Below are 24,922 nucleotides of genomic sequence, written 5' to 3' on the forward strand. Positions count from 1 at the left end.
CCTCACCGCAACGAACGCGCTAGGCTGCCTTCGGCCCCACCGCCCGCGAGGCGATGATGCCAAGCTCGTAGAGCAGGCACATCGGGATGGCCAGCATCAGCTGCGAGACCACGTCCGGCGGGGTGAGCACGGCGGCCAGGATGAAGATGCCGACGATGGCGTAGCCGCGGCCTTCGCTCAGTTGCTTGGGGCTGACCCAGCCCAGCAGCACCAGGATCACCAGCGCCACGGGCAACTCGAAACTCGCACCGAAGGCGAAGAAGATCGCCAACACGAAATCCAGATAGGAATTGGCGTCCGGGGTAATGGCGATCACGTCCGGCTTGAACGTGGTCAGGAAGTGGAACACCGCCGGCAGCACCAGGAAATACGCGAACGCGCAGCCGATGTAGAACAGCGCCACCGCCGAGGCCAGCAACGGGAATGCAAGTTTCTTCTCGCGCTGGTACAGGCCCGGCGCCACGAAGGCCCAGGCCTGATAAAGCAGCCACGGCACGCTGAAGAACACCGCCACGAAGAAGGTCAGCTTGAGCGGTGCGAAGAACGCGCCGGCCGGATTCATCGCGATCATCGTCTGCCCCAGCGGCAGCTGCGAAATCAGCGGCGCGGCCAGCCACGAATAGATCGCGCGGGAAAACGGCAGCAGCGCCAGCAACACTACGCCCAGGCCGATCAGGGCGCGCACCAGGCGCGCGCGCAGTTCGACCAGATGCTCGATCAGACTGCTTTCGGCCTGTGCGTCGTCGAACAGGCTCACGGCTGTTTCTCCTGGATCTTGCTTGGCGCGGCCGGCTCGGTCGGCGCCTTCAGCGTGTTCGGCGCCTTCAGCGTGTTCGGCTCCATCAGCGTGGTGGTGGCCGGCGTCTGCGCCTGCGCCTGCGCACTGGTGCTGCTGAGATGCGCGGCATGCGGCGCCGGCACCACGGTGTCGTGCGGGGCCGGTACCAACGTTTGATGCGGCGCCGGCGCAATCGGCTGGGCCTGGGCAATGACCGGTGCGGCCTCATGGTCAGCCGCATCCGCAGCGCCCGCTGCCGACGCAGCAGTTGCCCCGGCCGACAGATCCGCATGCGCCAGCTCCAGCGGTGTCGCCACCGGTGTGGCCGGACTGCGGATATCGATATCGCGGCCCACCTCGTCGTGCAACGCGCGCGCACCCTGCTCCAGATGCTGCTGCTTGTTGCGCAGCTGGTCTTCGGCTTCGCGCAGCGAAGCCTGCACGTCCTGCAGGCTGCGCTTGAGCTCTTCGGCCTCCAGCTCGCGCTCGAGTTCCTGCTTGACCGAGTCCCATTGCATGCGCGCGCGGCGCACCCACAATCCGGCGAACCGGGCCGCCTTGGGCAGGCGCTCGGGACCGAGCACCACCAGGGCGACGATCGCAATCAGCGTCAGTTCGCCAACACCTATGTCAAACACCGACGCCGCTCCGGATCAACGCGCGTCGCGATCGCGCTCGGCCTGCGCCTCACGTGCCTGCTCGGCCGTGCGGGTGTCGTCACCGAGCTTGCCGGCCGGCTTGTCCTCGTCGTGCATGCCTTTCTTGAATTCCTTGACCGCGCTGCCGAGATCCTTGGCACCGCTGGTGAGCCGCTTGGTACCGAACACCAGCAACACGATCACCAGCACGATCAGCCAGTGCCAAATGCTGAAACCGCCCATGATCTGCTCGCTTGCTGAAGAAGAAGGAAGGCGCAGGATACCCCAGCGCACCGCGCAGGGGGATGACAGCGCGTCAGCGGTTGCCGTCCAGCGATTCGGTGCGGATCTCGCCATCAGACACCGGCTGGAAACCCTGCTGCGGCGGTGGCGTGGTGCTGGGCTGCATCGGCACGGTGCTGGCCTCGTTGACCGCAGGCGGCGGTGTGGTGGCCGCCTGCGCCGGCGGCGGCGTTGCCGGGCGCGGCGCGCTGGCGCCGTCGTCGGCGCTGCCATCGGTGCCGCGATTGGCGCGTGCGGTGTAGGTCGCCTCTTCCAGACGGTCGCGGAAGGCGATCACGTCGGTGGAGGCACGCTCGTTGGTACGGCCCTCGAAGATCATGCGCGGGGTGGCGCCGCCACCGTAGGCGTTGAGGTCGGCGGCATCGTCGATCTGCAGCACCGCACCGTCCAGCGCCACGCCGGCGAACAGGCCACGGGCGCGCGACCACGACCAGATTTCGGCCTTGAGCTGGCCATCGGTGGCCGCGGCGGCATTGCGGCCGACCGGGCCGGCGGCCACGCCGGCATCGGCGCCGAGGGTGAACTTGCCGTTGACGATGTTGTCCAGGCTGCGGTCGTTGCGGAACACCAGCACCACGTCGGAGGACTGCACGCCGGCCTGGAAGCCGATGCTGCCGCCGGTGAGCTTGACGAACACCGGCTGCGACCAGCTGCCGTCGGCATTCTTTATCGACATCAGGCCATGGCCGCGACGGCCGCCGATCACCAGCCCGGCCTTGAGCGTGTCGGGGATGACCACGATGGCGCGCGCCTCGTCGAGCAGCTTGTCCGGGATCGCTTGCTCGGGAATCTTCATGATCTCGTTGAGCACGCGCACCGCGTTACGCGCGCGCTGGTCCTCTTCCGGGCCGGCGACGGCATGGCCGGCGGCGAAGGTCAGCGACAACAACAGGGCCAGGCGCGACAGACGAGGCATGACAAGCTCCAAAGGACAATCCGTCAAAGATAGCAATGGCGCGACGTTAGTGGTGGCGCAATGAATCGGTGGTGAGCGCAACCGGGTGCCAGAGGCGATCAATGGGGGCGATCGATGCGCTGTCCTCGGCAGCACTGCTGCGCTCTGCCAGAATGGCGCGCATGAATACCACTTCCGATACCGCCCTGCTGGTCGTCAATCTCGGCACCCCCGAGTCGCCCACCGCCCCGGCCGTGCGCCGTTACCTGGCCGAATTCCTCAGCGACCGCCGCGTGGTCGCGATCCCGCCGCTGTTCTGGAAGCCGCTGCTGTACGGGGTGATCCTGCCCATCCGCGGGCCCAAGTCGGCCGAGAAGTACGCCAAGGTCTGGCTGCCGGACGGCTCGCCGCTGGCGGTGTACACGCGCCGCCTGGCCGAGGGCCTGAAGGAGGTCATGCCGGACTGGCACGTGGAATGGGCCATGCGCTATGGCGCCCCGGCGCTGCGCAAGACGCTGGACGGCCTGCGTGCGCGCGGCATCAAGCGCATCGTGGTATTGCCGTTGTATCCGCAGTATTCGACGACCACGACCGCGTCGATCCAGGACGTGATCGATGCCTGGCGCCCGGGCGCGCCGGAGATCGCGGTGGAGGTGATCCAGGACTATTGCGAAGACGCCGGCTGGGTCGCGGCGATCGCCGATTCGATCCGTGCGCACTGGCAGGCGCACGGGCGCAGCGAGAAGCTGATGTTCTCCTTCCACGGCCTGCCGCAGCGCGTGGCCAATGCCGGCGACCCGTATCCGCAGCAATGCGAGCGCAGCGCGCAGGCCATCGTCACCGCGCTCGGCCTGGGCGCGGATGACTGGGAGATGGGCTACCAGTCGCGCTTCGGCGCGGAGCGCTGGCTGCAGCCCTACGCCGAACCGACCTTGTGGAAACTGGCCGAAGGCGGCGTGCGCAGCTTCGACCTGGTGTGCCCGGGCTTTGCCACCGATTGCCTGGAAACCCTGGAAGAAGTCGCCTTGGGCTTTGCCGAAACGCTGGCCGAGCGCGGCGCCACCCTGAGCTACATCCCCTGCCTCAACGCCAGCCCGGCGCATGCGCAGGCACTGGCCGCAGTGGCACGGCGCGCGTGAGGTTGGAGCCGTTTGCGTGCGAGCTGGCGATCGGCCGGATCACCGGACTGCGCAACCCCGATCGTGGCCCGCGCCGGGTGCTGGCCCTGCATGGCTGGCTGGACAACGCGGCCAGCTTCCTGCCGCTGAGCGCGCATCTGCATGCGCAGGATCTGGACCTGGTGCTGCTCGACATGCCTGGTCACGGCCACAGCGCGTGGTTGCCGACCGGTGCCGAGTACACGCTCAGCAGCGCGATCGGGATTCTGTTGCAGGTCGCCGATGACCTGGGCTGGGACCGCTTCAGCGTGCTCGGCCACTCGCTGGGCGGTGGCGTTGCCAGCCTGCTCGCCGCCGCGGCGCCGGAGCGCGTGGAGGCACTGATCGCGATCGAGGCGCTGGGCGCACTGGCCGAGCCGGTGGAAGGCACCGCCACCCGCCTGCGCGATGCGGTGGCATCGGCACGCACGCTGGCACAGCGGCCTTTACGTGTGTTCCCCTCGATGGAAATGCCGGTGCGCGCACGCATGATGGCCAACCAGCTCACCGAACCGGCAGCACGGCTGCTGGTGGAGCGCGGGGTCTGCGCGGTCGAAGGCGGCTACAGCTGGTGCAGCGACCCGCGCCTGACCTTGCCCACGGCGATCCGCATGACCGAAGCGCAGATCGACGTGCTGCTGGCCTCCATTGCCTGCCCGACCCAGGCCATTTTCGCCACGCCGGCGCAGGTGTACTTCCCCGACGCCTTGCGCGACCACCGCGTGGCGCTGATGCGCGATGCGCGCCTGCATCTTTTGCCCGGCACCCACCATGTGCATATGGAAGCGCCGGAAGCGGTGGCGGCGGTGATCAACGGATTCCTGGCGTCGTTGCCGCCGCCGCACGCGTGATGCGTGGAATGCATGCATGCGTCCTGCGCGATGCCACGGCGCTGACGCTCGTGCTTATTGCCCGGCATGCGACAGCAGACCTCAGTGCCGGCAGCACCGGCAGGTAGCGTCAGCGGCGGCAACTGCATCGCGACGACCTGCCTTACTCCACCTGCAACAACCGCCGCAGCTGCGCCTTGAGCTGGCGCCCGTGCTCGTGGAAATAGCTGCGCTCGTCGCGCCAGGCGGGAAAGCGCTGCTCCACCTCGGCCCAGAACGCAGGCGAGTGATTGGCCTGCAGCAGGTGGCAGAGCTCGTGCACCAGCACGTATTCGAACGCGGACGGGCGGCCGAGCACCAGCGCCAGATCCAGCGCCATCGAACCATCCGGTGCCAGCGAGCCCCACTGCGAGGACATCACCTTCAGCCGCACCCGCGCCGGCGCGCGCGGCAGGCCGGGCAGATAGCTCGGCAACCAGCGTCCGACATCGGCGCGCGCCTGTGCTTCGTAGAATTCCTTCAACGTGCGGCGCAGGCCTGCATCGCCCAGGCGGGTCGGCACATGGAACTGCGCGCCGTCATCGGTAATTTCGATACGCGCGTAGCGCCCGTCATGCCAGCTCAGCGGCAACAAGGCGCCGCGTAACGGCAGCAACCCCGGCACGCCACGCTCCAACGCCGGAAAGGCATCGACCTGCTGATAACGCGACAGCTGCGTGCCCAACCAGTCCAGGTGCGCCTGCAGAAAGCGCTCGCCCGACACCAGGCTTGCGCGCAGCGGCAAGGTCAACCGCGCGCCGCGTTCGTCGACGCTGAGCTTGATGCGCCGCGCACGCGGGTCGCGCACGCGCAAGACCGCGATTTCGCGCCCATCCAGTTGCACGCGCACGCAGTCGCGTTCGACAACCTGCGGGGCGGGCGCGATCAGACGGCGGACGGGCTTGAACATGGACACAGGATAGCGCTGCGATGTGTCAGGTGGTGAGATGGCGCGATTGATACATGCGATGTGACGGCGTGTCCTGCGAGCGGTGAGGGCACCGCGCCCTCGACGCTGCGCGTTGGCTGCAGGGCCCTTGCCCGCCCACCATCGCGGGACACGCCGTGAATCCGTCCATGGAGGCTCTTACGCGGCATCCATGCCGCGTAAGGTCCCGCGACGGTGAGCGGGCAAGGACCTATCGATATAGTCGGTGTGTTTAGTTGCAAGCAGTACGTGATGCGCACGACGTGCACTGGTTGGATCACCAGGCGTTCGCTCCACTCCCACCAGTGCTCCATCGCAAGTCGAACGGCAGATAGACCTCCAACACGTAACCTGCAAACGTCTCGTCTGCCACGCAAGCGGAGCATGCTTTCAGGAAAGCAGCCGACCAACTGCCTGGTGCGGTGTCCTCGCCGATTGCGGGACCGTGTGGCGGCATGGATGCCGCCACCGAGCCTCCAGGGACGGATTCACGGCGTGTCCCGCAAGCGGTGAGGGCGCCGCGCCCTCGACGCTGGGGCTTGGCTGCAGGGCCCCTGCCCGCGCACCGACGCAGTGCCTGCGGCGACCCCACATGAGTCCCACCGACCATTGCAGTGCAAATGCCTGGATAATCGGTCCATGTCATTTGCCCATCTTTCGCTGTCGCCGCAGCTGCAGCCATTCTTCGACACCGCGCTGGCACGCGCCGGCCACCACACGCCCACGCCGATCCAGCAGCAGGCGATTGCGCCGATGCTGCAGGGCCGGGACCTGATTGCGATGGCGCAGACCGGTTCGGGCAAGACGCTGGCCTATGCGCTGCCGCTGCTGCAGCAACGTTTCCTGGCTCCGGACACCGCGCCGCGCGTGCTCGGTGCGCTGGTGCTGGTGCCCACGCGCGAACTCGCTGCGCAGGTCGACGACACGCTGCGCCAGCTGGCCGCGCATCTGCCGCGGCGGCTCAGGATCGTTGCGGCCACCGGCGGCAGTTCGATCAATCCGCAGCTGCTTGCCCTACGCGGTGGTGCCGATATCGTGGTCGCCACGCCCGGCCGGTTGCTGGACCTGGTGGATCACAACGCGCTGCGCCTGGGCGAGGTTGCCACGCTCGTGCTGGACGAAGCCGACCGCCTGCTCGAACTGGGCTTCGGCGCCGAGCTCGATCGCATCCTGGCCTTGCTGCCGACGCAGCGCCAGAGCGTGCTGTTTTCGGCCACGTTTCCGCCCGGCATCGCCTCGCTGGCCAAGCGTCGCCTGCGCGACCCGCTACGCATCACCGTTGATGCCACCCCGGAAGCTGCGCCTGCGATCGAACAACGCGCGATCGCCGTCGATGCCGGCCAGCGCACGCAGCTGTTGCGCCACCTGCTGCAGGAACACGGCTGGTCGCATGTGCTGGTGTTCGTCGCCAGCCGGCACACCGCCGAGAAAGTCGCCGAAAAACTGACCAAGACCGGCATCAACGCCCAGCCGCTGCATGGCGAACTGAGCCAGGGTCGCCGCGAGCGTACGTTGCATGCCTTCAAACAGCGCGAGCTGCAGGTGCTGGTGGCCACTGATCTGGCCGGGCGCGGCCTCGATATCGAGGCGCTGCCGGCAGTTGTCAATTACGACCTGCCGCGCTCGACGGTGGACTACACCCACCGCATCGGCCGCACCGCGCGCGCAGGCGCCAGCGGCCTTGCGATCAGCTTCATCACCGTAGAGAGCCAGCCGCAATGGCGCCTGATCGAAAAACGCCAGGGCCTGCGCGTGCCCACCAGCGTGGTTGCCGGTTTCGAGCCGACCCTGGCGGCAACGACGCCTGCGACGCAGACGCCACATGTCGGCGCGCGCGCTCCGGACGACAACGGCGGCATCAAGGGCAGGCGGCCGAGCAAGAAGGACAAGCAACGCGCAGCGGCCGCGACGCAGGCTGGCAAGCCCGACTGACAGCAGGGAGTGCCACCTGACGCGCCGTCGTCACGCGAAGGTGGACGGTGCGACGATGCCTCAGTCCTGCTCGAAATCCAGCTCGCCGCCCGGCGCGTTGTCGCCATCCGCACGCGGGGTGCGTTTGCCGGGCTTGCGCAGGATTTCCACGAAGAACTGCTCGCCGCCCTCGCTGGTGAGCGCATTGATCGAGCGGATCAGCTCGGCAGGCGGCAGCGGTGCGGCGCTGGCCTCGTCCACCCCGAAGCGCATGTCGAAGTCCCAGTAATCCGCGCCTTCGGGCAAATCCTTGCGGCGCTCGCGGCGAATGTACTTGCGAATATCGTGTTTGCTGGACTCCAGCAGACGATCGCGGTTCTTGCCTTCGAGGTTGAGCTGGTAGGTCTTGCGCATGACGACATCGGTTGGGAACTGGCCGCCTATTGTGAGGCCATGCGGCCACTCTGGGTGAATCGCCGGCCATTGGCGTGGACCGAGCAGGCACCTGCATGGGCATGCGCTCGATTGCGTGGTCGCGTTCGTGCCGGGGTGCACGCCGATGCCAGGCAGCACCACGTGCAAGATTCCGCCACCTCAACTCGTCATCGCGCACACGTGCATCAGCCGCAGTCCCTCACCCCACCGTTGCCGTTGCTGGCGCCACCGCTTGCGTGCCCGCGCCGAACGCCTGCTCGGCCGCAATCACCTCATCGGCGTGGTCCTGGCACCAATGCAGCAGTGCCATCAGCGGTGCTTCCAGAGTATCGCCCAAGGGCGTGCGCCGGTATTGCACGGCCACAGGGGACGAGGAAATCACTTCCCTGCTGATCAAGCCGATCCGCTCCAGCCGCCGCAGCGCTTCGGTCAGCGACTTGTGCGTCACCCCGTCCAGTTGCCGCTTGATCTGATTGAAGCGCGTCGGCCCGTTGCACAGCACCGTCATGATCATGATCGACCACTTGTTGGCGATCGGCTCCAGCACGGTGCGGATATCCGAGATGCGATAGAGGTCGCAGGGCGCAGCGGTTTCCTCGGCCATATCTAGTTACCTCAAAGTGCGTAATTGAAACTAAGTATAGGATGGATATCATCTCACCGGTACTGAAAACCGACTGGACGCGGCATCGCCGCGTCCATTCCCGTATCGACAACCAGCGAGAGACTGTCCATGTCAACGAATGAGCTCCACGGCAAAGTGGCCCTGATTACCGGCGCCTCCAGCGGCATCGGTAGCGCAACGGCCAAGAAACTCGCAGCGGCAGGAATGAAGGTGGGCCTTGCCGCACGTCGCATCGACCGGCTGCAGGCATTGAAGTCAGACATCGAGCAGGCGGGCGGCCAGGCCGTCGTGCTGGAAATGGATGTCGCCAGCAAGGACTCGGTCACTGCCGGCGTCGCAGCACTGATCGCCGCTTATGGCGCCATTGATGTGCTGGTCAACAACGCCGGCATCATGCCGCTGTCCAGCATCGATGACTTCCATACCGACGAATGGGAACAGATGATCGATGTCAACGTGAAAGGCGTGCTCAACGTGGCCGCAGCGGTGCTGCCGCAGATGATCAAGCAGCATTCCGGCCATGTCTTCAATACTTCCTCGATCGCCGGGCGCAAGGTCTTTGGCCAGGGATTTGCGGTGTACTCGGCAAGCAAGTTTGCGGTGACCGCGTTCACCGAAGGCCTGCGCATGGAAGTCGGCAAGAAGCACAACATCCGCGTCACCAGCATTCAGCCAGGCATCGTTGCAACCGAGCTTCCGGCACAGACCACCAGCGCGGAATATCAGGCAATGATGGCCGGTTATGCCGGCACGGTTCGGATGCTGGATCCGATGGATATTGCCGACACCATCCTGTTCGCAGCGCAGGCACCGGCGAACGTCAATATTGCCGAAGTCTATGTGGTGCCCACCGACCAGGTGTAACGGATGCTCGACCACTCCATGCAGCCGGCTCCCCGGCGGCATGGGGCACGCGACGCTTTGGAGCAGCTAGCAAAACCCCTGTGCGCACCGCCACCCGGGCGTGGTCGGTGCTCGAAATCGGTGCGCTGGTCATCGCTCGGCACGCGGTCGACCTGGCCGCCGCTGCCAAGCGTTGACGGGTCGCCCCACATGGATGGGCGAGACACATAAGGCCGGCGATGGACAGGCGGTGCGTGGCGATTGCAGGCACCCCCCGCATCTGCCCGGCGACGCGCAGTGTTTGTCGATGCGCAAGGTGTCACGCATCCACCCGCAGGTGCGCTACGTGCGTCAGGCCAGCCCAAGCTGCTTGCGCAAACTGCCATCCACCGCGCTGGCGGGCATGAACCGGCGCAATTTGCTCAGCAGCGATGCCTGGCCGGGCGGGGTGCAACGCATGCGCCACTTGCCCAGTGCGGCCTCCACCACGGTGGTGGCCACGTCCTGCGGTCCCGGCGCATTGTCGATGTAGCCGGTGACCGCAAGGCTGACCACCCCACGTTCGCGGTCGTACTCGGCGATGGTGGTCTGCGCCACCGGCGAATTGCTGCCCAGACTGGTCTTGGTGTACGCCGGTTCCACCAGCGTCACCCGGATACCGAACTGGCGCAGCTCGTGGTCCAGCGTTTCCGACAAGCCTTCCACCGCGTGCTTGGAGGCGGCATACACCCCCATGTACGGTGCCGGCAAAAGGCCCAGCACCGAGCTGACATTGACGATGCGCCCTCGGCGTTTGTCACGCATGTATGGCGCCACCGCCTGGACCGTGCGCAGGATGCCCAGCACGTTGGTATCGAACAGCACGACAGCTTCCTCGGGGCTGGTTTCCTCCACTGCGCCGACAAGGCTGCTGCCTGCGTTGTTGACCAGCACATCGACGCGGCCGCTGCGGCCGACGATACCGTCGACGGCGCGCCGCACAGAGGCAGCGTCGCGGATATCCATCTCGACCAATTCCACATTGGCCAGCGGCGCGGCGCCGGAAAGCGCGCGCACGCTGCCGTAGACGGTGCAGCCGCGCTGGGCGAAGCGCTCTGCGGCAACGCGGCCGATGCCGGAGGACACACCGGTGATCAGCACAACGGACTGCTGTTGCATGGTAATTCCTTTATCTCTGAGGGAAGAGCGGCCGGCCAGGTGCGCAGCCGTTGGCGGCGCGCGGATCGAACGCGAGGATGACAAGGGCCTATAGCGAAAGGCGACGGCAGCATGGCCGCCGTCGCCAATGGAGCTCAGGCGTGCTGCGCAACCGCCGCGGTGCCGTTGCCGGGGTCGGGGCGGATCTTGAACCAGATCGAATACATCGCCGGCAGGAACACCAGCGTCAGGATCGTGCCGGCCAGGGTGCCGCCGATCAGCGTGTAGGCCAGCGTGCCCCAGAACACCGAGTGCGTGAGCGGGATGAACGCCAGGATCGCCGCCAGCGCAGTCAGGATCACCGGCCGGGCGCGCTGCACGGTGGCTTCCACCAGGGCATGGAACGGATCCAGGCCCTCGGCCTCGTTGTGGTGGATCTGCCCGATCAGGATCAGCGTGTTACGCATCAGGATGCCCGACAACGCGATCAGGCCCACCAGCGCATTGATGCCGAAGGGTTGCTGGAACAGGATCAGGGTCGGCACCACGCCGATCAGGCCCAGCGGGCTGGTCAGGAACACCATCACCATCGCCGAGATCGAGCGCACCTGCAGGATGATGATCAGCAAGGTGGCCGCCAGCATGATCGGGAACAGCGGCAGCATCGCGGTGGTCGCCTTGCCGGATTCCTCGATGGAACTGGCCTCCTTGATCTGATACCCGCTGGGCAGCTTTTCGATGATCGGCTGCAATTGCCTGGTGATCACGGCCGAGACATCCGGCGGCTGCAGTTGGTCATCGACATCGCCGCCCACGGTAATCGTCGGCACGCGATCGCGACGCCGCATGATCGGCTCTTCCATCCGCACATCCACCTTGCCCACCTGCGCCAATGGCACCCGCTGGCCATTGGCGCCGGCCAGGGTGAAGTCGGCGATGCGCGCCGGATCGAAGCGCGTGTCGCCGGCCGAACGCGCCATCACCTGCACGCTGCGGATATCTTCGCGCACCAGCGTGACCGGCACGCCACTGAGCAGGAACTGCAGTTGCTGGGCCACCGCGGTCGAGGTCAGCCCCACTGCCTGCAGGCGGTCCTGGTCCAGGGTGAAATGCAGCGTGGGGGTGCGCGTGCCCCAGTCGGTGTTGACGGTGCGCAGCATCGGGCTGTCCTGCATCACCTGCCTGACCTGCGCGGCGATGCCACGCAACACCTGCGGGTCCGGTCCGCTGACCCGGTACGCCACCGGGAACTGCGAGTACGGTCCGAAGGTGAGCTGGGTGACACGCACGCGTGCTTCGGATGCGAGGCCTTCGGAAATGGCCTTGCGCAAACGCAGCTTCAATGCATCGCGCTGGTGCTGGTCATCGGTGCGGATCACGATCTTGGCAAACGACGGGTCCGGCAACTCCGGGCCCATGGCCAGGAAGAAGCGCGGCGCGCCCTGCCCGATGTAGGCGGTGACGATCTTGGCTTCGTCCTGCCTGGCGAGCCAGGCTTCGGCCTTGGCGGTGGCCGCGCTGGTCTGGTTGATCGAGGTTCCGTACGGCAGTTGCACTTCGACCAGCACTTCGGGGCGATCGGAGATCGGGAAGAACTGCTTCTTGACGATGCCCATGCCCAGGATCGCCAGCACGAACAGCCCGATCACCGAGCCGGCCACCAGCCACTTGCGCGCAATCACCCGTCCCAACGCATTGCGGAAGCGGTTATAGCGCGGTGTGTCGTACATCGCGGCATGGCCGCCTTCGATCTTCTTCAGGTCCGGCAGCAGCTTGACCCCCAGGTAGGGCGTGAACACCACCGCCACCACCCACGACACGATCAATGCAATCCCCACGATCCAGAACATGTTGCTGGTGTATTCGCCGGCAGTGGAGGCGGCAAAGCCGTTCGGCATGAAGCCGACCGCGGTCACCAGCGTGCCGGACAGCATCGGCGCGGCGGTATGGCTCCACGCATAGGCCGATGCGGCGACGCGGCTGTAGCCTTCCTCCATCTTTACCACCATCATCTCGATGGCGATGATGGCATCGTCCACCAGCAATCCCAGCGCCAGGATCAACGACCCCAACGTGATGCGGTCGAAGTTCTTGCCGGTGGCCAGCATCACCACGAACACCGCCGCCAGCGTCAGCGGCACCGCCGCCGCCACCACGATACCCACGCGCCAGCCCATGCTGACGAAGCACACCAGCATCACCACCAGCAATGCGACGAAGAACTTGGTCATGAATTCGCCCACCGACGCGTCGATGTTGACCGCCTGGTCGGTGACCTTGCTCAGGGTCATGCCCAGCGGCAGCTCGGCATTGATTGCGCTCACTTCGCTGTCCAGCGACTTGCCCAGATCCAGCCCGTTCCAGCCATCGCGCATGATGATGCCCAGCAGCAACGCCGGCTCGCCGCCACTGCGGATCATGAAGGTGGACGGATCTTCGTAGCCACGTTTGACCGTGGCGATATCCGACAGCTTCAGGGTGCGGCCCTGCACCACCAGCGGGGTGTCGCGGATCTTCTGCAGGCTGTCGAGCGCGCCGTCCAGGCGAATGAACACCTGCGGCCCACGCGTCTCCACCGAACCTGCCGCATTCAAGGCGTTCTGCGCATTGAGCGCGGCAAACACGTCCTGCGGGCTGATGCCCAACGTGGCCAGGCGCTCGTGCGAGAACTCGACAAAGATGCGCTCGGGCTGTTCGCCGATGATGTTGACCTTCTTGACGCCCGGCACATGCAACATGCGTTGGCGCAGGGTCTCGGCATCGCGCGCGAGCAGGCGTTGCGGTTCGCCCTTGGCCTTGAGGGCGAACAGCGCGAAGGTGACGTCCGCATATTCGTCGTTGACCATCGGCCCGATCACACCGGCCGGCAGGTTGCCGACTTCGTCGCCCACCTTCTTGCGTGCCTGGTAGAACTGCTCCTGCACCTGGCTGGGCGGCGTGCTGTCCAGCAAGGTCAAGGTGGTGAACGCAAGGCCGGGGCGTGTATAGGTTTCGCTACGGTCGTACCAGCGCAGTTCCTGCAGGCGCTTTTCGAGTTTTTCGGCCACCTGGTCCTGCATTTCCTGCGGCGTGGCACCCGGCCAGGCGGTCACGATGGTCATCACCTTGACGGTGAAGGCCGGGTCTTCGGCGCGGCCCAGCTTGAGAAATGCGACCAGGCCGGCCAACGAAATCAGGAAGATCAAAAACAGCGTGATCGAGCGCTCGCGTACCGCCAGTGCCGAGAGATTGAATCGGCCCTCGCTCACGGCTGCGCTCCTGCCGCGGCCGCGGTCTTGGCGCCGGTCGCGCCAGTGGCAGGCGCGATCGTGTTGGCGACCCGCACCCGCTCGCCGTCGCGCAACAGGTGCGCCCCCAGCGCCACGATGCGCTCGCCGCGCGCCAGCTTGCCGGCGACATTGGCGTGGTCGTCATCCAGGCCCAGCACCGTTACCGGCCGCCAGCTCACCCGGGTCGGGTTGCCAGCGATAACCCACACGCCTGGCCCCTTGCCGGCATCGAACACCGCAGCCAGCGGCACCTGCAGCCCGGCCTGGGTGCCGGCGGTCGTGCCATCGGCGATGCGGAGGCTGACGGTGGTCCCCAGTGGCGCGTCGGCCAGTGCGCCGTCCAGCACGTAGCGCGCCTCGAAGGTGCGCGTCAGCCGGTCGGCGCTCTCGGAAAGCTGGCGCAAGGTGGCCGGCACGCTGACCGCGGCGTTGCCGAACAAGGTGGCCTGGGCCACCGAGCCAACCTGCGGGCGCAGGGTTTCCGGCAACTGGATCACCGCCTCGCGCGGCCCGGCATGCGCTAGGCGCACCACCGGCTGCCCGGCAGCAACCACCTGGCCCGACTCGACCAGGGTCTCCATCACCACGCCGTCGGCATCAGCCAGCAGGTCGGTATAGCGATTGGCATTGCGCGCCACATCGGCCTGGGCCTGGGCGGCGCTCAGCTGCGCCCTGGCGGCATCGGCGGCCGCCTTGATCTGATCGTAGGCCGAGGCGGAAATCGCGCCGGTGCCGCGCAGATCGCGGTAGCGCGCTTCATCCTCACCCGCCTGCTGGGCGCGTGCCTGCGCCGCCACCACCGCGTCCTGCTGCGCCCGCGCGGCGAGCTTGAGGTCGACCGGGTCGATCCGCAGCAGCGGCTGGCCCCGTTTCACGCGCTGGCCAGCATCGACCAGCCGCTCCTGCACCTTGCCCGCGACCCTGAAGCCCAGATCGCTCTGCACCCGGGCCGCGACCGTGCCGGAAAAGCTGCGCGACGCTGCGCCAGCGTCTGCAACGATCGCCACGCGCACCAACGGGGCCGCGGTACGCGGATCGGACGGTGGTGCCTTGCCGCAGGCGATCAATGCCAGCGGCAATACACAGAAGGCGGCGGAGGTAACGAGGCGCCGAAGCATGGCAAATCCCGGAGCGAGCTGATGAAGGCTCGCATCCTGAGACCTGTGACCAAATCAGTCAATAGTCACAAACAATATTCAGGGCGACAGACTGCGCAACACCAGGTTCGACAACAGCACGGGTACCTCGTCGGCCTGTTCCAGGCTGTGCTGCAGCAGCAACGGGTTCATATATGGGCGCAGCACCATGTAAATCGCCTGGGTGGCCTCGTCCAATGGCGTCTTGCGCTCGAAATCGCCACCTTGCCGGCCTTGCTGCAGCACCTCCTGCAACAGCTTCTGGATGCGTACCTCATAGGCCCGGACCGACTGCCAGCGCTCGGTGGCCGCCGACGTGGCGATCTCGTATAGCTTGCGATCCTGGAAGAACAGTCGAAGGCTCGCGTCGATCATGACCTTGAAAAGCCGCCGTAATTTCTCCGGCGGCTGCTCCGCCTCGTCCACTGCGGCACGCACCTCGGTCTCGATTTCGCGCAGGCAGTTGCTGCAGATCATCTCGCCGATGGCCTGCTTGGATTCGAAGAACTTGTAGATATAGGCCTTGGAGAACCCGATCGCCTTGGCCAGGTCCGAGACGGCGGTCTTCTCGTAGCCGTAGCGGCTGAAATGCTCGGTGGCGGCAATCACGATCTGATTGCGCACGTCATGGTCGGCCGGGCCGCGGCCTGAAACGGGGTAGCTGGGTGTCTTGCTCATGCCGCCAGCTTAGCGCCGTCGCGCCCGACATACAAAAGTGACCATTTCGTATTATAGTCACAACTCATTCCTGCCTGTTTGGTCTGCCATGTCCCCGTTCCGTCCTGTTGCCGTGCTTGTCGTTGCCAGCCTTGCCGCGGGCTGTGCAGTCGGTCCGACCTACACCCGCCCCGCGGCACCCCTGCCCGACCGTTATGCGGGGCAGGCAGCAGTCGACCTGCGCCCTGCCGCGCGGCAGGCCGAGCTATCGACCTGGTGGACCGGCTTCAACGACCCGGACCTGAGCCGCTACGTCACCCAGGCGCTGGTGCAGAACCTGGACCTGGCCCAGGCCACCGCACGCGTCACCCAGGCCCGCGCCGGGCTGACCGCCGCCACCGCCGCGCTGCTGCCTTCGGGCAACATCAGCGGCAACGCGACCCGCGCCTACCAGTCGCTGGAAACGCCGCTTGGCCAGGTGCTCAGCAGCACGCCCAACTTCGACCGCTATGCCAGCACCTACGAAGCCAACCTGGGCGCGAGCTGGGAGCTGGATCTGTTCGGCGGCCTGCGTCGCGGGCGCCAGGCCGCCCTGGCCGACTACCAGGCCAGCGAAGCCGGTGCCGCCGCCACCCGCCTGGCGGTGGCGGCGCAGACCGCCGATATCTACATCAGCATCCGCGGCCTGCAGGCCCGGCTGGAGATGGCGCAGCGCCAGGTCGCCACCCAGCAGGGGCTGCTGTCCATGGTGACGCTGCTGCATGGCAAGGGACTGGCGCCCGAGCTGCAACTGCACCAGGCGCAAGGCGCGCTAGCGCAGGCGCAGGCATCGGTGCCTGGTATCGAAAGCGGCCTGGTCGCGGCGATGAACGCCCTGGACGTGATGCTGGGTGTGCCGCCCGGCACGCACCGCGCGGAACTGGCCGCCACCAAGCCGATTCCGCTTGCACCGCAGATCGCCGAGACAGGCACGCCCGGCGACCTGCTGCGGCGCCGCCCGGACCTGATCGTTGCCGAGCGCCGGCTAGCAGCGTCGAACGCGCGCATCGGCGTGGCGATGAGCGAGTACTACCCCAAATTTTCGCTCAGCGGACTGCTCGGCAGCGCCACGGCCATCTCCGGCGGCAACCTGTTCACCGGCGATGCCGCGCAGTCGTCCGGTGTGCTGGGGCTGCGCTGGCGGCTGTTCGACTTCGGCCGCATCAATGCGCAGATCGCCCAGGCCAAGGGTCAGGAAGCCGAGCAGCTGGCCGCGTATCGCCTGGCCGTGTTGCGCGCCACGGAAGACGTGGAGAATGCGTTGACCGCACTGGTCAAACGCGAGCAGCAGGCAGCGGTGTTATCTCAAGGTGTGGATGCACTCGGCAAGGCGCGTGGCGCCTCGGCGCTGGCCTATGAGAAAGGCGCGGTCAGCCTGATCGAAGTGCTGAATGCCGACGACACGCTGCTGCGCGCGTCCGATGCGCAGGTGCAGGCGCGCACGGATGCAGCGCGCAGCGCAGTGGCCACCTTCAGGGCGCTGGGCGGTGGCTGGCAATCCAACGCCGCCGACGCGGTTGCGGTGCAGCAGTCCTCACCGCGGTAACGTCGACACAGGCAAGAGGCGGCCATGCAATCGCCGACCGCGGCGATTGCATGGCATCGGCACGCGCGGTCTGCTCGCGTTAGACGCACCCCATGCGCTTCCCCGGTGAGAACTCCGTGTGATCGGCGCAGCATTGGTGCTGATGGTGACTATGCATCGCCTGCATTCTGCGAACGTGCGCCACTGGCCAGGCCGCATCGATGTTGACGCTGCCGCGTCATCGATGCGATGCCACCGGCAGCGTGGCCGCGCAACGTGTCGGCGCTCTAGTGCGCGTGGAAGCGAATGCCTTGATCGATCGCGCATTGATATGCCAGCAATGGCCCGCGTTGCTGCAGGCTCGGCAGGTCGTACATGTAGGTAGTGAGCCGCACGCGGTTGTCCGCGCCCACCTGATAGCGCTGGAACTGCTGGAATGGCATGCCATCGCTGCTGGCGGCAATGAACTGGGTATCGGAGAACGCCAGCGTGCCATCGGCGGTCAACCGGTACGCACCGATGCGCACGCCGCCGCGGCTCTGGCTGGATGCAGTCCCCGCCTCGGCCGTGCAGCGCGACAGATCGACCGACACCGCAACCGAGCGCCCCGCTTCCAGCGCATCGATCAAGCTGGCCTGGCTGCTCAACAATTCAGTGGCGAACGCAGGCATCGCCGCGCTGCATAGCGCGGCAACAACGAGTGACAAACCTGGATGTGACGGCATGCGGGTTTCCTCAGGAAGTGATTGGCGGTCAAGTGCATTGCAGGACACGCGGGTGTTGGAGCCGTTGCGACGGCTGCTGGCTGCAGTGCAACGCGATGGCGCTGCGCTGCAGACCGCAGTCATCACTGCGCAACGCACTCAATCGGCGTGGAAGCGAATGCCTTGATTGATCGTGCATTGATACGCCAGCACCGGCCCGCGTTGCTGCAGGCCTGGCAGGTCATACATGTAGGTGGTGAAACGCACGCTGCCATCCGGGCGCAACTGGTAGCGCATGAACTGCTGGATCGGCTTGCCGTCGTTGGCCACGGTGAAGTGCGAACCAGAGAACGCGGCGGTGCCGTCTTCGGTGATGCGGTACGCGTCGATATGGCGGCCGCCACGGGTCTGCGTGACCGGCGTGCCTTCTTCGGGTGTGCAGCGGCCAAGGTCGGTGGTCAGGCTGACGTCATAGCCGGCCTCCAGGGCCGCGAGCACTTCAGCACGGGTATTGAGCGATTCACTGGCCCAGGCGGGCAGCGCACAGGCGCACAGCGTGGCGAGCAAGGTGATGGGAGCAAGACGGGGCATGGCGACCTCCAGGACGAGGGAATGAAGCGACCTGGACTGTAATCAGCCCAGGGCCGTCAACATGACCCAGTCCTGTCTGCACCGGCGCGCTGCGCTACGCATCACGCTGCATGATTGCGCTGTTTGGCGAAGTCCGCACGAAATTGCCGGATGCGGGCTATGCCTGCGCGCGCAGAGGCTGCTTGCAGCGTGATCGGGCGTTTCTATCGCCAGAAAAAAATGACAAAGGAAAGTCGGTCGTCGGCAGACGATACGAGCATTACCCAAGTGTCTAATGCACGCGTAAAGCAATGCAGCTGACGCGCGTCGACCGGAACCAACTTTTTCAAAGCGGAATCACCCAACCCCACGAGGCTGCGCGCGCACCCTCATCCGGCGCTAGCGCGCCACCTTCTCCCGATGGGAGAAGGGTTCGAACCCAAGCTCGTCCAAGCTTCAACGCCATGCCTCCATCAAGAGCTGGAATGAACGCACACCCCACTACAAACGCGCATTGACCTCGCGCGGCACCTGCTCCGGCTCCGGCTGTAACGCCGGCATCGCACCCAGCAACAGGCGTTCTGCCAATGCACGTGTGGCCACGCGCAACTCGGGCACGGCGGTGATTTCCCAATAACGCCCGCGCAATAACGGGCCCACGCAATACAACCCCGGCACGATCTGCCCGGTGCCATCGCGCACGCGCAGTTGCGCATCGGTATCCACGCCCAGGCCCAGCGGGTCGGCCCGCAACAGGCCGGCTTCGCGCATGCCGGCGATCAGCGGGTCACTGGTGCGGTCGATATCGGTATCCAACCCGGTGGCGCGGATCACCGCATCGTAATGACCGGTCTGCGCGTCGGCCGATCCACGCGGGCGGATCACCGCTTCCACGCCGTCGGGTACCCAACGCGCACGCAGCAGCCGCGCCGCGACGATCTGCAGTTGCCCCGATTCCTGCAATTGCGCCATCTGTTCCGCCGCGCCCGGCGCAACCCGATGCCGCGCCACTTCCCAATACGGGCGCAGATGGCGCAGGAAACGCGCACGCTGCGGCAACTCCAGCCGCTGCCACAGCGGTTGCAGATGCGGGCGCAAGGCATCCACCACGCGTCGCCAGTCGTCGACCACGGCGCTCAGCTGGCGCACGCCGCGTAGCAGGCCGCGCAGGTCGGCATCCTTGAGCGCGCGCTGCAGATGCGGCGGCAACTCCAGCGCCGTGCCAGGCTGGCGCAGATGCGCCTGCGGCGCCAGGCCACGCCGCGAAATCGCCAGCAGGCGGCCGCGGTGCCCGCGTGTGTGCAGGGTCAATGCCACGTCCACCATGGTCAGCCCGGTGCCGACGATCAGCACGTCGTCGTCCGGCGACAAGCGCGCCAGGGCATCGCCCTGCCACGGCCAGCCGATATAGCGCGGATGCACGCTCAGGCGCGGGCCGATCCCGGCCAGTGCCTGCGGCTGCAATGCGCCCACCGCCAGCACCACCCGATCGCTGTGGAAGGCGTCACCATTGGCCAGGAATACACGGAAGCCCTTGCGCGCACGCTCCACCGCCACCGCTTCCTGCGACAGCCGCACGATCGACGCCTGCGCGCCACTGACCGCGGTATCCAGCTCGCTGCGCAGATAATCGCCATAGGCAAGCCGCGGCAGGAATTCCAGCCGCCCGCTGTCGCCCAGGTGCAAGGTGTCGGCGAAGGCGCCTGGCGCCTGCGCATCGATTCCCAGGTCCTTGGCGCGCACGTTGAGCAGGTGCTCCGGCCGTGCGGCGCCATAGGCGATGCCGCTGCCGAAGGTGTCGGCAACGCCGACCAGGGTGATGCGCACCTGCGCATCGGCCGTCTGCGCCAGTGCACGGACCAGCGCGGTGCCGCAAAAGCCGGCACCGATGACGGTGATATGGGTTTCCATGTGCAACTCCCACTGAATGACCCGCACGTTTTGCCCGCAGCGCGATGCAAGCGTGTAAACAAATGGTTAGTAGCGAACAACCGAAAACGCATGAGCTGATCATGCTTGGTGATGAGGCTTGCGTCGCAAGCTGCGCGCACACCGGATTGCACGCAGATGACAGCGCACGCGACCGCAGGCAGGTGCCGGTGCATGGCTCCCAACCTGGCGCGTAGCGCAGCGCTGCGCACCGCCATTAGGGTGACTGATAAAACGTAGCGAGCAATCGCTCGGGGCGTGTGGACGGCGCTCAAAACCTGAGTGTACGAGTGGCACATGGCAATTCCGGGCACCGGCCGCGCGCGCCTGGGGATGAGCGCAGTAGATCGCCAGCCCGCTATGCGCGGTGGTCGACGCGTCGTTGGCAGAAGCGGTGGAAGAGTGAAACGGACAGCAGACATTGCGATGCTGCGTTCAACACTGCAACGGCACCGGGCACCGCGTCATGACCGGGCTGCTCGATAATGCCGGTTTCCGATCGAGTGTCCGTCATGTCCATTTCCGCAGCACCCATGCAAAACTCGCCGCGCAATCAACGCGTGCTGATCGCAGGCGGCAGCCGTGGCATCGGCCTGGCCATTGCCGAAGCGTTCGTGCGCAACGGCGCGCAGGTCTCGCTGTGCGCACGCAATGCCGATGGCCTGGCACAGGCCGCCCACGCGTTGGCGCCTCATGGAGCTCCAGTACACACCTTCACCTGCGACCTGTCGGATGCTGCGCAGATCGAGGCCTATGTGCAAACCGCAGCGCAGGCGCTGGATGGCCTGGATGTGGTGATCAACAACGCCTCCGGCTATGGACACGGCAGCGACGATGCCAGCTGGCAGGCCGGCCTGGATATCGACCTGATGGCCGCCGTGCGCTGCAATCGCGCCGCGCTGCCGTACCTGCGCAACAGCGCTGCTGCGGTGATCCTCAACATCAGCTCGATCAATGCGCAGCGCCCCACGCCACGCGCAATCGCCTATTCCACCGCCAAGGCGGCACTCAATTACTACACCACCACGCTGGCCGCCGAACTCGCGCGCGAACGCATCCGCGTCAACGCGATCGCGCCCGGTTCGATCGAGTTTCCCGACGGGCTATGGGCGCGGCGTCGCGACGCAGAGCCGGACCTGTATGCACGCATCCGCGACAGTATTCCGTTTGGCGGATTCGGGCAGGTGCAACACATTGCCGATGCGGCGTTGTTTCTGGCATCGCCGCAAGCGCGCTGGATCACCGGGCAGGTGCTGGCGGTGGATGGCGGGCAGTCGTTGGGGGTGTGAGACGGTATTTGTGCTGGCAAGATGCCGATCCGCCGCGTGGACCCGTAGGAGCGTGCCTGCGCGCGACGAAGCCTTATCGGTAACGCCTCGTCGCGCGCAGGCACGCTCCTACGACACGGCGGCTTCTCACCTCTATCCCACTGCCTCGCGACGAGGCGACGAGACAGCGTTAGTCAACCAGCTCTGCAGCCTCGACACTGTGCTCCCCACGCGCCGGTGCCAGCGCGGCGCCCACCATGGCGGCGGCGATGCGTTCAGACGGGTTGATGCGGAAGCGGCGCGGCAGCAGCGGGCCGAGCGCGCCCAGCACGAGGCTGCCGATGTGTTCGCCGGTACGCCGCTGCTCGCGTTCGCCGCCGATCAGGCCCGGGCGCACGAAGGTGAGCGAGGGGAAGCCGACCGCGCGCAGGTCGCGTTCCAGTTCGCCCTTGACGCGGTTGTAGAAGATGCGCGAGTGCGCATCGGCACCGGCCGCCGAATTCAGCACGAACACCGAGGTACCCTGCGCGCAGGCCGCGCGTGCCAGCGCCATCGGGTAATCGTGATCGATGCGGTAGAACGCCTCACGCGAGCCGGCCTGTTTCATCGTGCTGCCCAGGGCGCAGATGGCCGCTTCCATGCGGGGTGCGGTCCAGTGGTCCAGGCGATCGAAATCGATCACCTGGTTGCGCAGCTTGGGATGGATCTGCGACAACGGCCGGCGCGTGATCGCCACCACACCGGTGCAGCGCGCATCGGCCAGGAGTTGTTGCAGGACATGTCTGCCGACCAGACCGGTGGCCCCTGCCAGCAACACATCCATCAGACCACCCCCGCCATCAGCGCGCGCCCTCGGAGACGATACGCGCGCTGCTGGCGATGCGATCGCGCTCCACTGCCAGCAAGGTCAGCGAGTGCGCCGGCGCCTTCCATTCGCTGCCGCCGGCCACCACGCGGCCGCCGTGGCGCGCGGTGTCGACCAGCACGCGCCAGTGCTCGTCATGCATCGCTGGCAGCGTGAACGACACGCTGGTGGAGGCGGCATTGATCAGCATCAGCAAGGTCACGTTGGCGGCGATCTCGCGCAAACCGGTGGTCGGCGAGCGGCCATCCAGGCGCAGCATCAGCGCGCGCGCTTCCGGGTCGTGCCAGCCGGCTTCGTCCATCTCGTGGCCGTCCGGTGCCAGCCAGGTGAGATCCTTCAGGCCCAGCGCTTCGTCGAACTTGCCGTCGAAGAAGCGGGCGCGATGCAGCAGCGGATAACGCTGGCGGATACGGATCAACCGCCGCACGAAGGCAGCCTGATCGGCGGCAGCGGCCTTGGTGGCGGCAGTCCAGTCGATCCAGGTCAGCTCGTTGTCCTGGCAATACGCGTTGTTGTTGCCGTTCTGGCTATGGCCGAACTCATCGCCGGCCAGCAGCATCGGCGTGCCTTGCGAAAGCAGCAACGTGGCCAGCAGGTTGCGCATCTGCTGACGGCGCAGCTGCTTGATGGCGGGATCGTTGGTGTCGCCTTCGACGCCGTAATTGGCCGAGATATTGTGGTCGCTACCGTCCCTGCCCTCTTCGCCATTGGCGAAGTTGTGCTTGCCTTCGTAGCTGACCAGATCACGCAGGGTGAAGCCATCGTGCGCGGTGACGAAGTTGACCGACGCGGTGGGGCGACGCCCACTGTGGTTGAACAGATCGGCCGAGCCGGTCAGGCGCGTGGCCAGTTCGGCCAGCTGGCCGCCGTCGCCACGCCAGAACGCGCGCACGTTGTCGCGGAACTTGTCGTTCCACTCCACCCAGCCCGGCGGGAAATTGCCGACCTGGTAACCGCCCGGGCCGATATCCCACGGCTCGGCGATCAGCTTGGTCTGGCTCAGCACCGGGTCCTGGCGCACCGCATCCAGAAAGCTGCCCGATGGATCGAAGCCGTAACGCTCGCGCCCGAGGATGGTGGCCAGGTCGAAGCGGAAACCATCGACATGCATTTCCTGCACCCAGTAACGCAACGAGTCCATCACCATGCGCAGCGCGCCGACGTTGGTCAGGTCGAAGGTGTTCCCGGTACCGGTATCGTTGATGTAGAAGCGGCGGTCGTCGGCCAGGCGGTAATAGCTGGCGTTGTCGATGCCCTTGAACGAGAGCGTTGGCCCCAGCTCGTTGCCTTCAGCGGTGTGGTTGTAGACCACGTCCAGCAGCACCTCCAGCCCGGCGTGATGCAGCCGCGCCACCATTTGCTTGAACTCGGCCACGGTGCGCGTGGACATGTAACGCGCCTGTGGGGCAAAGAACCCCAGCGTGTTGTAGCCCCAGTAGTTGCGCAGGCCTTTTTCCAGCAGATATTGATCGTCGACGAAGGCGTGGACTGGGAGCAGTTCCACCGCAGTGACGCCGAGTGAGCTGATGTGGTCGATCAGCTCGTCGGTCTTCAGGGCCGAGAAGGTGCCGCGGTTTTCCGGCGGGACCGACGGGTGCAGCATGCTCAGCCCACGCACGTGCGCCTCGTAGATCACCGTGCGGTTCCACGGCGTCTGCGGCGGGCGGTCCTGGCCCCAGGTGAAGGCCGGGTCGATCACCGCGGATTTGGGCATGAACGCGGCACTGTCGCGGCGATCGAAGCTCAGATCCTTGTCGCGGTGGCCAATGGTGTAGCCGAACAGGTGCGGCGCCCATTTGAGCTCGCCGACGATCTGCTTGGCATACGGGTCCAGCAGCAGCTTGTTGTGGTTGAAGCGATGCCCGGCATCGGGCGCATAGGGTCCATGCACGCGATAGCCGTACAGCTGGCCGGGGCGTGCGTCGGGCAGATAGCCGTGCCAGACCTCGTCGGTATATTCGGGCAGCGCCAGGCGCTCCTGCTCGCGGCCACGCTCGTCGAACAGGCACAGCTCCACCCGGGTGGCATTGCGCGAATACAGCGCGAAATTGACCCCCAGGCCATCCCAGGTGGCGCCGAGCGGGTTGGGACGGCCTTCGCGGATGCGCGAGCGCTGAGTGAACTTGCGGGTGGCCATCGGTAACTCCTGAGAACGGTGAACTCAAAACGCTGAGCGAATGCGGCTGCCTGCGTGCCTGTGCACGCTCACCCCTGACACGGCGCAGCCTGCAGGGTGAACCATGCAAAATGACAGAGGGACCGTTACTGGCGTGCAGTCGCCGGCGGGCCGGCCTGCTCGGCAGCGCGTTCTTCGGCATCCACCAGCCGCTCGGCCATGGCCCAATGCCGATCTGCGTGGCCGTCCGGGCGGCCTTCGGCCTCCCAGATCTCCTGTGCCAACTGGCGAAGCCGCGCTTGCCGTTCCGTGTCGTTCATTGCGT

The 24,922-nt window shown here is 66.4% G+C and carries 23 protein-coding genes and 1 other RNA gene; 6 read left to right on the top strand and 18 right to left on the bottom strand.

The window, feature by feature from the left end; translation table 11 throughout:
* Window positions 1–19: 19 nt before the first annotated feature.
* The 4 genes from tatC to LL972_RS07925 form a co-directional block, all read right to left on the bottom strand.
* Entirely contained in the window at window positions 20–757 is a 738-nt protein-coding gene (gene tatC / locus LL972_RS07910) for a twin-arginine translocase subunit TatC (RefSeq protein ID WP_104534832.1), read from the bottom strand.
* The gene (gene tatB, locus LL972_RS07915; protein ID WP_228327121.1) at window positions 754–1,416 is read right to left on the bottom strand and encodes a Sec-independent protein translocase protein TatB; all 663 of its coding nucleotides are present in this window, start codon (window positions 1,414–1,416) and stop codon (window positions 754–756) included. Before tatB ends, tatC begins: the two co-directional genes overlap by 4 nt.
* 15 nt (window positions 1,417–1,431) lie before the next feature.
* Window positions 1,432–1,659: a Sec-independent protein translocase subunit TatA gene (gene tatA / locus LL972_RS07920; RefSeq protein WP_228327178.1), complete on the bottom strand. Its 228-nt coding sequence runs from the start codon at window positions 1,657–1,659 to the stop codon at window positions 1,432–1,434.
* Window positions 1,660–1,732: 73 nt separating this feature from the next.
* Window positions 1,733–2,635, bottom strand: a complete 903-nt coding sequence (locus tag LL972_RS07925) for a lipid-binding SYLF domain-containing protein (RefSeq protein ID WP_228327122.1) — start codon at window positions 2,633–2,635, stop codon at window positions 1,733–1,735.
* 152 nt (window positions 2,636–2,787) lie between these two features.
* Between LL972_RS07925 and hemH the strand changes: the two genes are divergently transcribed.
* Together hemH and LL972_RS07935 are read left to right on the top strand one after the other, a co-directional pair.
* Complete coding sequence (gene hemH / locus LL972_RS07930; RefSeq protein WP_228327179.1) at window positions 2,788–3,753, top strand: ferrochelatase; 966 nt, start codon at window positions 2,788–2,790, stop codon at window positions 3,751–3,753.
* A gap of 2 nt (window positions 3,754–3,755) precedes the next feature.
* Entirely contained in the window at window positions 3,756–4,622 is an 867-nt protein-coding gene (locus LL972_RS07935; protein ID WP_228327123.1) for an alpha/beta fold hydrolase, read from the top strand.
* A 142-nt stretch (window positions 4,623–4,764) separates the two neighbouring features.
* Here the strand turns inward: LL972_RS07935 and LL972_RS07940 are convergent, their stop codons facing one another.
* A complete protein-coding gene (locus tag LL972_RS07940) occupies window positions 4,765–5,550 on the bottom strand; it encodes a SprT family zinc-dependent metalloprotease (RefSeq protein WP_228327124.1) in 786 nt (261 codons plus the stop codon).
* A 657-nt stretch (window positions 5,551–6,207) separates the two neighbouring features.
* Here LL972_RS07940 and LL972_RS07945 point away from each other — a divergent pair.
* Window positions 6,208–7,500, top strand: a complete 1,293-nt coding sequence (locus LL972_RS07945) for a DEAD/DEAH box helicase (protein ID WP_228327125.1) — start codon at window positions 6,208–6,210, stop codon at window positions 7,498–7,500.
* Between the two features lie 60 nt (window positions 7,501–7,560).
* Here the strand turns inward: LL972_RS07945 and LL972_RS07950 are convergent, their stop codons facing one another.
* Entirely contained in the window at window positions 7,561–7,893 is a 333-nt protein-coding gene (locus LL972_RS07950) for a DUF6172 family protein (RefSeq protein WP_127169788.1), read from the bottom strand.
* Between the two features lie 220 nt (window positions 7,894–8,113).
* Entirely contained in the window at window positions 8,114–8,518 is a 405-nt protein-coding gene (locus LL972_RS07955; RefSeq protein ID WP_228327126.1) for a winged helix-turn-helix transcriptional regulator, read from the bottom strand.
* 156 nt (window positions 8,519–8,674) lie between these two features.
* Between LL972_RS07955 and LL972_RS07960 the strand changes: the two genes are divergently transcribed.
* Entirely contained in the window at window positions 8,675–9,403 is a 729-nt protein-coding gene (locus LL972_RS07960; RefSeq protein ID WP_323134211.1) for an SDR family oxidoreductase, read from the top strand.
* A gap of 330 nt (window positions 9,404–9,733) precedes the next feature.
* Here the strand turns inward: LL972_RS07960 and LL972_RS07965 are convergent, their stop codons facing one another.
* From LL972_RS07965 to LL972_RS07980, 4 genes are all read right to left on the bottom strand, one after another.
* A complete protein-coding gene (locus LL972_RS07965) occupies window positions 9,734–10,540 on the bottom strand; it encodes an oxidoreductase (protein ID WP_228327128.1) in 807 nt (268 codons plus the stop codon).
* Window positions 10,541–10,674: 134 nt separating this feature from the next.
* Complete coding sequence (locus LL972_RS07970) at window positions 10,675–13,767, bottom strand: efflux RND transporter permease subunit (RefSeq protein WP_228327129.1); 3,093 nt, start codon at window positions 13,765–13,767, stop codon at window positions 10,675–10,677.
* A complete protein-coding gene (locus LL972_RS07975) occupies window positions 13,764–14,906 on the bottom strand; it encodes an efflux RND transporter periplasmic adaptor subunit (protein ID WP_228327130.1) in 1,143 nt (380 codons plus the stop codon). The genes LL972_RS07970 and LL972_RS07975 overlap by 4 nt, the downstream gene beginning before the upstream one ends.
* Window positions 14,907–14,984: 78 nt before the next feature.
* On the bottom strand, window positions 14,985–15,602 hold the full coding sequence (locus tag LL972_RS07980; protein WP_228327131.1) for a TetR/AcrR family transcriptional regulator: 618 nt from the start codon (window positions 15,600–15,602) through the stop codon (window positions 14,985–14,987).
* An 88-nt stretch (window positions 15,603–15,690) separates the two neighbouring features.
* On the opposite strand from LL972_RS07980, the gene LL972_RS07985 reads away from it, so the two are divergent.
* The gene (locus LL972_RS07985; protein WP_228327132.1) at window positions 15,691–17,166 is read left to right on the top strand and encodes an efflux transporter outer membrane subunit; all 1,476 of its coding nucleotides are present in this window, start codon (window positions 15,691–15,693) and stop codon (window positions 17,164–17,166) included.
* A 266-nt stretch (window positions 17,167–17,432) separates the two neighbouring features.
* Here the strand turns inward: LL972_RS07985 and LL972_RS07990 are convergent, their stop codons facing one another.
* The 4 genes from LL972_RS07990 to LL972_RS08005 form a co-directional block, all read right to left on the bottom strand.
* A complete protein-coding gene (locus LL972_RS07990) occupies window positions 17,433–17,870 on the bottom strand; it encodes a VirK family protein (protein ID WP_228327133.1) in 438 nt (145 codons plus the stop codon).
* 138 nt (window positions 17,871–18,008) lie between these two features.
* The gene (locus tag LL972_RS07995) at window positions 18,009–18,440 is read right to left on the bottom strand and encodes a VirK family protein (protein ID WP_228327134.1); all 432 of its coding nucleotides are present in this window, start codon (window positions 18,438–18,440) and stop codon (window positions 18,009–18,011) included.
* A gap of 480 nt (window positions 18,441–18,920) precedes the next feature.
* Entirely contained in the window at window positions 18,921–20,330 is a 1,410-nt protein-coding gene (locus LL972_RS08000; protein ID WP_228327135.1) for an FAD/NAD(P)-binding protein, read from the bottom strand.
* Between the two features lie 242 nt (window positions 20,331–20,572).
* Window positions 20,573–20,647, bottom strand: a non-coding RNA gene (locus LL972_RS08005) — sX9 sRNA.
* Between the two features lie 213 nt (window positions 20,648–20,860).
* Between LL972_RS08005 and LL972_RS08010 the strand changes: the two genes are divergently transcribed.
* Window positions 20,861–21,637, top strand: coding sequence for an SDR family NAD(P)-dependent oxidoreductase (locus LL972_RS08010; RefSeq protein ID WP_429002129.1), 777 nt, complete (start codon window positions 20,861–20,863; stop codon window positions 21,635–21,637).
* A gap of 169 nt (window positions 21,638–21,806) precedes the next feature.
* Here the strand turns inward: LL972_RS08010 and LL972_RS08015 are convergent, their stop codons facing one another.
* The 3 genes from LL972_RS08015 to LL972_RS08025 form a co-directional block, all read right to left on the bottom strand.
* The gene (locus tag LL972_RS08015; protein WP_228327136.1) at window positions 21,807–22,439 is read right to left on the bottom strand and encodes an NAD(P)H-binding protein; all 633 of its coding nucleotides are present in this window, start codon (window positions 22,437–22,439) and stop codon (window positions 21,807–21,809) included.
* Between the two features lie 16 nt (window positions 22,440–22,455).
* Window positions 22,456–24,618: a glycogen debranching protein GlgX gene (gene glgX, locus LL972_RS08020; RefSeq protein WP_228327137.1), complete on the bottom strand. Its 2,163-nt coding sequence runs from the start codon at window positions 24,616–24,618 to the stop codon at window positions 22,456–22,458.
* 125 nt (window positions 24,619–24,743) lie between these two features.
* Window positions 24,744–24,917, bottom strand: a complete 174-nt coding sequence (locus tag LL972_RS08025; protein WP_228327138.1) for a DUF2934 domain-containing protein — start codon at window positions 24,915–24,917, stop codon at window positions 24,744–24,746.
* Window positions 24,918–24,922 lie beyond the last annotated feature (5 nt).

The organism is Xanthomonas campestris pv. asclepiadis, from assembly GCF_020784175.1.
Classification (GTDB): Bacteria; Pseudomonadota; Gammaproteobacteria; order Xanthomonadales; family Xanthomonadaceae; genus Xanthomonas; species Xanthomonas campestris_D.